8 protein-coding genes and 1 tRNA gene are annotated in these 9,280 nt (G+C 70.1%); 2 read left to right on the forward strand and 7 right to left on the reverse strand.

Translation table 11 applies throughout. The features are described 5' to 3' along the window. Nucleotides 1-197: 197 nt before the first annotated feature. Complete coding sequence (locus IF04_RS0105590) at nt 198-878, forward strand: lysophospholipid acyltransferase family protein (protein WP_030251780.1); 681 nt, start codon at nt 198-200, stop codon at nt 876-878. 64 nt (nt 879-942) lie between these two features. Here the strand turns inward: IF04_RS0105590 and IF04_RS0105595 are convergent, their stop codons facing one another. From IF04_RS0105595 to IF04_RS0105620, 6 genes are all read right to left on the reverse strand, one after another. After that, nucleotides 943-1,350, reverse strand: a complete 408-nt coding sequence (locus tag IF04_RS0105595; RefSeq protein WP_030251783.1) for a nuclear transport factor 2 family protein — start codon at nt 1,348-1,350, stop codon at nt 943-945. Between the two features lie 131 nt (nt 1,351-1,481). Next, nucleotides 1,482-3,026, reverse strand: coding sequence for an MFS transporter (locus IF04_RS0105600; protein ID WP_030251786.1), 1,545 nt, complete (start codon nt 3,024-3,026; stop codon nt 1,482-1,484). Next, nucleotides 3,023-3,574 carry a TetR/AcrR family transcriptional regulator gene (locus tag IF04_RS0105605; RefSeq protein WP_030251788.1) on the reverse strand — a complete coding sequence of 184 codons (552 nt, stop codon included), beginning with the start codon at nt 3,572-3,574 and terminating at the stop codon, nt 3,023-3,025. The genes IF04_RS0105600 and IF04_RS0105605 overlap by 4 nt, the downstream gene beginning before the upstream one ends. Nucleotides 3,575-3,710: 136 nt before the next feature. Further along, nucleotides 3,711-5,144 (reverse strand): argininosuccinate lyase, encoded by a 1,434-nt coding sequence (gene argH, locus IF04_RS0105610; RefSeq protein ID WP_030251791.1) that lies wholly within the window; start codon nt 5,142-5,144, stop codon nt 3,711-3,713. Nucleotides 5,145-5,292: 148 nt separating this feature from the next. Then, complete coding sequence (locus IF04_RS0105615; RefSeq protein WP_030251794.1) at nt 5,293-6,486, reverse strand: argininosuccinate synthase; 1,194 nt, start codon at nt 6,484-6,486, stop codon at nt 5,293-5,295. 106 nt (nt 6,487-6,592) lie between these two features. Beyond that, complete coding sequence (locus IF04_RS0105620) at nt 6,593-6,961, reverse strand: DUF488 domain-containing protein (RefSeq protein WP_030251796.1); 369 nt, start codon at nt 6,959-6,961, stop codon at nt 6,593-6,595. A 143-nt stretch (nt 6,962-7,104) separates the two neighbouring features. Between IF04_RS0105620 and IF04_RS0105625 the strand changes: the two genes are divergently transcribed. Continuing rightward, nucleotides 7,105-7,178: transfer RNA gene (locus tag IF04_RS0105625), tRNA-Pro, on the forward strand. Nucleotides 7,179-7,364: 186 nt separating this feature from the next. Here the strand turns inward: IF04_RS0105625 and drmB are convergent. Continuing rightward, on the reverse strand, nt 7,365-9,278 hold the full coding sequence (gene drmB, locus IF04_RS0105630) for a DUF1998 domain-containing protein (RefSeq protein WP_051830717.1): 1,914 nt from the start codon (nt 9,276-9,278) through the stop codon (nt 7,365-7,367). Nucleotides 9,279-9,280: the final 2 nt, after the last annotated feature.

Here is a 9,280-nt window from a genome sequence, read left to right on the forward strand (position 1 = left end):
TCATCTGTCCCGCAGGCGGTGTAGACACGGCCCCTGCGTTCTTCGCATGGCGGCCCGGTTAACCACCCGTGACGCAGCGGCAGGGCGTGTCAACTCTGCGTATCGATCCCATGAACCCGATGTGCGATCGAGGTTGGGCCGCGAGTATCGTCCTCACCTGCAGACTCCTGCACTGACCAGCCAAACCGGAGGGCCCGTTGTCCCGCATTCTGCTGAAGGCGACTCTCGGATTCGTCATGCGTGTCCTGTTCCGCCCGAAGGTCGAGGGGATCGAGGGCATTCCAGGCAGCGGACCGGTGATCCTGGCCGGCAACCACGTGACCTTCATCGACTCGCTGTTCCTGTCGCTGATCGTCGAGCAGCGGACCAAGCGCCAGGTGTACTTCATCGCCAAGGACGAGTACGTCAAGGGCAAGGGCGTCAAGGGCCGGCTGATGGCCTGGTTCTTCACCACCGCCGGCATGATCCCGGTCGACCGGGACGGCGGGCACGGCGGCGTCGCCGCGCTGATGACCGGCCGCCGCGTCCTGGAGCAGGGCAAGGTCTTCGGTATCTACCCGGAGGGCACCCGCTCCCCCGACGGCCGCCTCTACCGGGGCCGTACCGGCATCGCCCGGCTGACGCTGATGACCGGCGCGCCGGTCGTCCCCTTCGCGCTGATCGGCACCGACAAGGTGCAGCCCGGCGGCAAGGGCATGCCCCGCGTCGCGCCGGTGACCTGCCGCTTCGGTGAGCCGCTGGACTTCAGCCGGTACGACGGCATGGACCGGGACCGCTACGTCCTGCGCGCGGTCACCGACGAGGTCATGAGCGACGTGATGCGGCTGTCCGGCCAGGAGTACGTCGACGTGTACGCCACCAAGGCCAAGGCGGCCTGACACCTCGCCGACTTCTTCCCGGGCCCCCTGCCGCTGTGCGCGGCAGGGGGCCCGTCGCATACAGTCAGCGGCCGCCCAGCGGGGCGCGGCGCGCGAGGACCTTGCGGTGGCTGATGCGCCAGCCGTCGGCGCCCCGTACGACGGTGTCCTCGTACGTGACCGTCCCGCACGTGCCGTCCGCGTTGACGCCGATGCCCTTGGAACGGGCGTGCACCCCGCCGTCGGCGGGCAGCTCGGTGAGGACGATGTTGGTGACGTGGTGGCCCACCGGGATGGCCTCGCCCAGCGCGAACGCCGCCTCGCGGATGGCCCGCAGGCCCTTGAGCGGCGGCTGTCCGAAGTCGCTGACGTCGTAGACGACGTCGGCGGTGAACAGCTCGTCGAGCCGGTGCAGCTCACCCTCGTCGAACAGGTGCCCGTGCAGTGCGAGCAGCTCGGCGATGGCGGTGCGGTCGTCGGCGGCCAGTGCCATGACGGTCCTCCTCCGGAAGCGCTCGAAGTCCTGGCACGGCGCAGGCTACCGGCGCGGACGCGCGCTCCGGCCGCGGGACGCGCGGGCCCGGCCGGGTACGCGTGGCCCGGCCGGGCTTTGAAGCACAGGCCTCAGTCGCCGCCCTCCAGCTTCCGCCCGCGCAGCAGTACCCACGCGGCGACCGCGGCGGCCAGTGAGATGACGCCGCCCGCCACCGCGGCGGCCTCCATGCCGTCGGTGAACGCCCGCTGCGCGGCGGACAGCAGCGCCTCGCCCGTGCGGTGCGGCAGGTCGCCCGCCGTCTCGACCGCGCCGCCCAGCGACTCGCGTGCCGCGCCGACCGCGTCGGCCGGCACCCCCTCGGGCGCCGTGAAGTTCCGGTACACGCCGGTGACCACCGAGCCGAGCAGCGCGATACCGAGCGCAGAGCCCAGTTCGTACGCCGTCTCCGAGACCGCCGAGGCGGCGCCCGCCTGCTCCTTGGGCACGCTGGAGAGGATCACGTCGGCGGTGATGGTGAAGGAGAAGCCCGCGCCGACACCGACGATGAAGAGGATCGCGCCCAGCACCGGCGTCGCGGTGTCGGCGTCCACCCAGGCGCACGCCCCGAGCCCGAGCCCCACCAGCACCAGCCCGCCGGAGACCACCGTCCGCACCGACAGCCGGCGCGCGACAGGGCCGGCGGCCAGCCCCGCGCCCATCGCGCCGACGGCGGCGGGCAGTTCGACCAGTCCCGCGTTGAGCGGCGAGCGCCCCTGCACCATCTGCAGGAACTGGGACAGGAAGAAGAGCAGCCCGGCCAGGCCCAGGATGGTCAGCAGGTCGGCGAGCACGGCGCCGGAGAAGCCCCGGTTGCTGAAGAGCTTCATGTCCAGCAGCGGTGTGGGCAGCCGCAGTTGGCGGCGTACGAAGGCGACGAGCGCGGCCACGCCGATGACGGCCGCGAGGGCGACTCCGATCCCGACGCCGTGCGCCGCGGCCTCCTTGATCGCGTACACCACGCCGACCATGCCGACCAGCGACAGCCCGACGCTGGTCAGGTCCCACGGCCCCGGCTTCGGATTCCGGGACTCCGGCAGCACCTTGATGCCGACGGCGACCAGCACCACCATCACCGGCAGATTGATCAGGAAGACCGAGCCCCACCAGAAGTGACCGAGCAGGAAGCCGCCGAGCACCGGGCCGACGGCCGTACCCGCGGAGGCCGCAGCGCCCCAGACGCCCACCGCCAGGCTGCGCTCGCGGGGGTCGTGGAAGAGGTTGCGGATCAGCGCGAGGGTGGACGGCATCAGCGTCGCGCCGGCCACGCCCTGCAGCGCCCGCGCCGCGATCATCATCTCCGGCGTCGTCGCGTACGCCGCGAGCGCCGACATCGCGCCGAACGCCACCGAACCGGTCAGCAGCAGCTTCTTGCGCCCGATCCGGTCGCCCAGGCTGCCCATCGAGACCAGCAGACCGGCGATGACGAACGAGTACACGTCGCCGATCCACAGCAGCTGGGTGCCCGAGGGGCGCAGGTCCTCGCTGAGGTACGGCGCGGCCAGGCCCAGCACCGTGGCGTCGACGCCGACCAGCAGCACCGCGAGGACCAGCACGGCGAGCGCGAGCCAGCGCCCCGGACGCGGCTGTTCCACTGTTGCCTTCCCGGCCGCTCCCGCGGCCACGGCCCCGCTCATCGTGTGCTTTCCCTTCGTACGCCGCCGAGCAGCAGTTCGGCGATGGAGTGGTTACGGTCGGCGCGGGCCAGCCGGCCCTCGTGCACCGACCAGGCGCCCGCACAGATCAGTCCGTACAGCGCCTCGGTCAGCCAGGCCGGGGTGAGATCGATGCGGAAGGTCCCCTCTTCCTGGCCCCGCCGGAAAAGCGCGTGTATCCGGGCGTCGAGCGCCAGCCAGCCTCCGTTGATCTCCTCGCCCTCGAAGAGCTGGTTCTCGGTGTAGAGGAAGGCCAGCACCCCGGCGACCGGCTCGAGCTCGCCGATCAGCCGGCGCAGCGCGGCGTCCGCGCCGCCCTCCTCCAGCCGGGCGGCGTCCAGCGCCCGCGCGGTGTCCTTGATGCCCAGCTCCTCCAGCGCCCGGATGAGCGCGTCCCGCCCCGCGAAGTGCCGGTGCAGCGTCGCCCGGCTGATCCCGGCGGCCCGCGCGATGTCGTCCATCGAGGCGGTGCTCTTCCGGGTGAGCAGCGCTGCAGCGTCCTTCAGTACGCGTTCTCTGTCCACGGCCATGAGACGGATCATACGCGAATGAGACATAAATGTCTCATCGACCGCATGCCCGTCTCACCACACCCCACCGTAAGCACACAAAAGCGGCCGCCGCCCGGTCGGGAAGACCGGACGGCGGCCGCTGCCGCTTCGGGGGTTACTTCTGCTTGGCCGTGGCCCACGCCTGCTGCGTGGCCAGGTCCGCCTTGACCTCGGCGAGCTGGACGGCGACCGCCGAGGGCGCCGTACCGCCGCGGCCGCTGCGCGAGGCGAGCGCGCCGGGCACGTTGAGCACGGTCCGCACCTCGGGGGTCAGGTGCTCGGAGATCTTCGCGAACTGCTCGTCGGTGAGCTGGTCCAGCTCGATGCCGTGCGCCTCGCACTCCTTCACGCACTCGCCCGCGACCTCGTGCGCGACACGGAACGGCACGCCCTGCTTGACCAGCCACTCCGCGATGTCGGTGGCGAGCGAGAAGCCGGCCGGGGCCAGCTCCTCCATGCGCTCGCGGTTGACGGTCAGCGTGGCCATCATGCCGGTGAAGGCCGGGAGCAGGGTCTCCAGCTGGTCGCAGGAGTCGAAGACCGGCTCCTTGTCCTCCTGGAGGTCGCGGTTGTACGCGAGCGGCAGCGCCTTGAGGGTCGCCAGCAGGCCGGTCAGGTTGCCGATGAGGCGGCCGGACTTGCCGCGCGCCAGCTCGGCGATGTCCGGGTTCTTCTTCTGCGGCATGATCGACGAGCCGGTGGAGAAGGCGTCGTGCAGGGTCACGAAGGAGAACTCCTTCGTGTTCCAGATGATGACCTCCTCGGCGATACGGGAGAGGTCGACGCCGATCATCGCGGTGATGAAGGCGAACTCCGCGACGAAGTCACGGGACGCCGTGCCGTCGATGGAGTTGCCGGCGGAGCCGTGCTCGAACCCGAGGTCCTTGGCCACGGCCTCCGGGTCGAGGCCCAGCGACGAACCCGCCAGCGCGCCCGAGCCGTACGGCGAGACGGCCGTGCGGTCGTCCCACTGGCGCAGCCGCTCGGCGTTCCGGGACAGCGCCTGGACGTGCGCGAGGACATGGTGCGCGAAGAGGACGGGCTGGGCGTGCTGGAGGTGGGTGCGGCCGGGCATCGCGACGTCCGGGTGCGCCTCGGCCAGCCCGATCAGCGCCTCCTGGAGCTCGCCGAGCAGACCGCCGAGAATCCGCGCGTGGTCCCGCAGGTACATCCGGAAGAGCGTCGCGACCTGGTCGTTCCGGGACCGGCCGGCCCGCAGCTTGCCGCCGAGGTCCGGGCCGAGCCGCTCCAGCAGGCCGCGCTCCAGCGCGGTGTGCACGTCCTCGTCGGCGATGGTGCCGGTGAACGAGCCGTCGGCGACGTCTCGTTCGAGCTGGTCGAGACCGGCGAGCATGCGGGTCAGCTCGTCGGCCGTCAGCAGGCCCGCCTTGTGGAGCACACGGGCGTGCGCACGGGATCCGGCGATGTCGTAGGGGGCCAGGCGCCAGTCGAAGTGGACGGACGCGGACAGCTTGGCCAGGGCCTCGGCGGGACCGTCCGCAAAGCGGCCGCCCCAGAGCCGGACGTCGCCGTTGCTGCCGTTGCTCACGTGGTGCTCCTCGTGGTGTGTGTCCGGCTTCCCGCCGGTGGTAATAGCTGCGCCCACCCTCCCCCAAGCTCTCGGCTTCGCTCGAGCAGGGGGGACCCCCATCGCCCCAGCGGCACGACTGCCCGCAGCGCGGGTGGGGTACGGGCGATCAGGACAGGTCGCGCTTGGCCGCGATCTTGCTCGACATGCCGAAGAGCTCGATGAAGCCCTTCGAGAGCGACTGGTCGAACGTGTCGCCGGTGTCGTACGTCGCCAGGTTGAAGTCGTACAGCGACTGGTCGGACTTCCGGCCAGTCACGACGGCGCGGCCACCGTGCAGCGTCATCCGGATGTCCCCGGAGACGTGCTGGTTGGCCTCGTTGATGAAGCCGTCCAGCGCGCGCTTGAGCGGCGAGAACCACAGGCCGTCGTAGACCAGCTCGCCCCAGCGCTGCTCGACCTGCCGCTTGTAGCGGGCCAGCTCGCGCTCGACGGTGACGTTCTCCAGCTCCTGGTGCGCGGTGATCAGCGCGATCGCACCCGGCGCCTCGTAGACCTCGCGGCTCTTGATGCCGACCAGCCGGTCCTCGACCATGTCGATCCGGCCGATGCCCTGCGCGCCGGCCCGCTCGTTGAGCTGCTGGATGGCCTGCAGGACGGTGACGGGCTTGCCGTCGATCGCGACCGGCACGCCCTCCTTGAAGGTGATGACGACCTCGTCGGCCTCGCGGGGCGTGGCCGGGTCGGCGGTGTACTCGTACACGTCCTCGATCGGCGCGTTCCAGATGTCCTCCAGGAAGCCGGTCTCGACGGCCCGCCCGAAGACGTTCTGGTCGATCGAGTACGGCGACTTCTTGGTGGTCGCGATCGGGAGGTTCTTCTCCTCGCAGAAGGCGATCGCCTTGTCCCGGGTCATCGCGTAGTCGCGGACCGGGGCGATGCACTGCAGGTCGGGCGCGAGGGAGGAGATGCCGGCCTCGAAGCGGACCTGGTCGTTGCCCTTGCCGGTGCAGCCGTGCGCGACGGTCGTCGCGCCGTGCTTCTTCGCGGCGGCGACCAGGTGCTTGACGATGGTCGGCCGGGAGAGCGCGGAGACCAGCGGGTACTTGTCCATGTACAGCGCATTGGCCTTGATCGCCGGGAGGCAGTACTCGTCGGCGAACTCGTCCTTGGCGTCCGCGACCTCGGCCTCGACCGCACCGCAGGCGAGCGCGCGCTTGCGGATGACGTCCAGGTCCTCGCCGCCCTGGCCGACGTCCACCGCGACGGCGATGACCTCGGCGCCCGTCTCCTCGGCGATCCAGCCGATGCAGACAGAGGTGTCAAGGCCGCCTGAATAGGCGAGTACGACGCGCTCGGTCACGGGTTTCTCCTCAGGGTGCATACGCTGATGGGTATAACTATGCAGTGCTCCGTATGTTTCGTCAACCGTGCTGGTCAGAGGTGGCGTGCAAGGCGACTCAGGCGGCTCAGGCACCCTCACGGAGCAGATTCAGCAGCACCGCCGCATGGCTGAGCTCCAGCTCCTTGGTCGCCGTCAGCAGGGTGAGCGGCCCGTCCGCCGCCAGCTCCCGCAGTCGCTCCAGCGCGGAGCTCCCCGGCTCCCCGGACAGCTCCGCGCGGTACCGCTCGGCGAACTCCTCGTAGGCCTCCACCCGGTGTCCGTACCACTTGCGCAGCTCGTTCGACGGCGCCACGCCTTTGCACCACTCGTCCAGCCGCGCCGCGTCCTTCGCGAGCCCGCGCGGCCAGAGCCGGTCGACGAGCGCCCGCGCTCCGTCATCGGGGTCCACGGCGTCGTACACGCGCCGCATTCGTACCGTTACGTCCTTACTCATGGCGGCATTGAAACACCGCTCACGGCGCCGCGCCCGCACCCGGACAGACCTCCACCAGGACCCCGTTTTGGATTCCGGGCCGCGGACAGGTATTTTTCTTCTGCACGCACCGACCGGGCCCGCCCGGGAACGGTGCAGAGCACCGGGACGTGGCGCAGCTTGGTAGCGCACTTGACTGGGGGTCAAGGGGTCGCAGGTTCAAATCCTGTCGTCCCGACGGTGTTTTTGCAGCTCAGGGGCCATCTTCGGATGGCCCCTGAGGCATATACAGGAGCAACTCGAGGCTTTTTTCCACTCGCGTTCCGGACACCGCGGAACCTCCTTATCGGCAGTAATCGGCGTCCGGCTCGAAGAAACCGCAGATCAGCAGCTCGAAGGCGTCATGCAGATACAGCCGGGCAGATCACCGGGGTAGGCCCGGCTCGTACACGAAGCCCTCACCCACCCCGGTGGCCGGGTTCTGGACGAGGCCCTGGAAGTATCCGGGCACGCTGCCCGTGGAGGTGCCGATCAGCAGAGCCCGGTCGAGGAAGCTGTTGTTGGTCTCACAGCTGGTCTCGGGCAGCAGGACACACGCATGGCAGGCGGCGAGATTGACGTTGTCGACGCCGGCGGCCTGGGACTCCATGCACAGCGGGTCGTTCGAGCACCAGGCCGCGCGGGTCAGGGCGGCTTTGAGCGTATGGGCCAGGCGGTCGGGTTCACCCTGGGCGACAATACCGCCGAGGCTGCCGGCGGAGTCACTGGTGGCGGTGTAGAGCAGGATGCCTGCCATGTCGTCACCGCAGTACAGGCGCTCTCGCAGGGCGGAGGTGGGATAGCCACCGTCCAGGCTCCACTCGTTGATCAGGATGTGGGCGAGGGTGTGGAGCAGGAGATAGCGGGGCGAGACCGGCGAATCCGATTCCTCGGGCCCCCTCGCCCCCGAGCCGTTCGGGGCGCCCGCACGGCGCCGGAGCTGGGTGAGATGACTGTCGCGGATGCGCTGTGCGCGGGCGACGACCGTCGAATCGGTCTCCCAGTCGCGCAACCGGTCCCCGTCCAATCGCAGGAACACGCCCTCGCCGATGACCTCGATCGCCGGCAGCCAGTCGATGTCGTCCGAAAGGGTCAGGGGTGCCCTACGCCGCTCGGAGTCTGCCTCGGAAGGCAGGTCCCCCCGCATGAACGATGCCAGCGCCCGCACCTCGCGCAACCGCTTGACCAGCTTGGTGTCGTGCAGCCCCAGGGGGCTCAGCACATCCGGGGGTCCCTGAGGCTTCTCGCACACGAAGGGCTGCCACTCTGCCGCATATCGCTCGGGGTTGCCACGCACCAGCCGGACGTACTCCTCCTGCCTGAGTGCGCTGTGGGCCAGCGGTGCGGGAATGTCGTCCCCGACAGCCTCCGCGTCTTCCTCCTCGACAGCCCGCACCAGGTCGATGACATCGTCGACCGTCGCATCCACGCTCTTGAGCACGGCCGGGTGATGCTTGGCGAACCAACGGACGGTTTCCTCGGAAGCACCGATCAGCTTGTGCTTCTCCACCAGTTTGTGCAGGCCTTCGCCCCACGGCGGGATCGACAGGGCACTGGCGACCAGCGGATGCCACACCGCGGAGGAGCCTCGCTGCATCGCTCGCGGTACCTGGTCGCACGCCTCGACCGGCGCATCCTTCAGCCACGGGCGGCGGCCCTCGCAGCGGATGCCCAGATCCTGCAGAACGCGGCTACGGAAGGCGCCTTCCATGGAGACCTCGGGCACGCCGCAGCTGCACGCCACAACCACAGAACGCAGTGAGGCCGTACTGCCGTTGGTACGCAATGACAGCGTGCCGCCGCACAGGCCGCCGGTATGGCCGCTGCCGCGGTGGACCCACCGCCAGTAGGGGAAGTCCGTGATGTGCCCGTTGTTGCAGGCCAACACGAAACGCGAAGGGACGAGCTCCTCCTCGCACTCCCCGCACCGCGCCACCCTGGGCGGAGAGTTGAACTTGAAGAAGGGCTGCAGCGCAGTGCACTTGGGGCAGGAGTACATCTCCGGGAAGCGGCGCACGCGGACACCGTCCTTGCCACGGTCGGGGTCGGGGGCGGGAGGTTGACGGAAGGCACGCACGTGCAGGATCCGGGCCAGACGGCGCTCCAGAACCTCGGGGGCTTCCGAAACGTCCCACGTGTCGAGGCCCGCGACGACGAAGGACTCGTTGTCCACGGCGATCATGGCGCCGACGCCGTATGTCGTCACCATCTGGGACCGTCGTACGCCACCGACCTTGCGGGGGCGGGCGGCGACGGCACCGGTGCCGCGTCGGCGGCGCTGCGGAGGGGGCGGGGTCATGG

Source organism: Streptomyces violens (assembly GCF_000717745.1).
GTDB lineage: Bacteria > Actinomycetota > Actinomycetes > Streptomycetales > Streptomycetaceae > Streptomyces > Streptomyces violens.

Excerpts from the sequence above, each read along its gene's own strand:
- IF04_RS0105595 (WP_030251783.1), bottom strand. The coding sequence starts at position 1,350 with ATGGCACTGGCCGCCGACGACCGCACCGCCATCGCCGAGCTGCTCGCA.
- IF04_RS0105600 (WP_030251786.1), bottom strand. The coding sequence starts at position 3,026 with ATGAGCGGGGCCGTGGCCGCGGGAGCGGCCGGGAAGGCAACAGTGGAA.
- IF04_RS0105605 (WP_030251788.1), bottom strand. The coding sequence starts at position 3,574 with ATGGCCGTGGACAGAGAACGCGTACTGAAGGACGCTGCAGCGCTGCTC.
- IF04_RS0105620 (WP_030251796.1), bottom strand. The coding sequence starts at position 6,961 with ATGAGTAAGGACGTAACGGTACGAATGCGGCGCGTGTACGACGCCGTG.
- drmB (WP_051830717.1), bottom strand. The coding sequence starts at position 9,278 with ATGACCCCGCCCCCTCCGCAGCGCCGCCGACGCGGCACCGGTGCCGTC.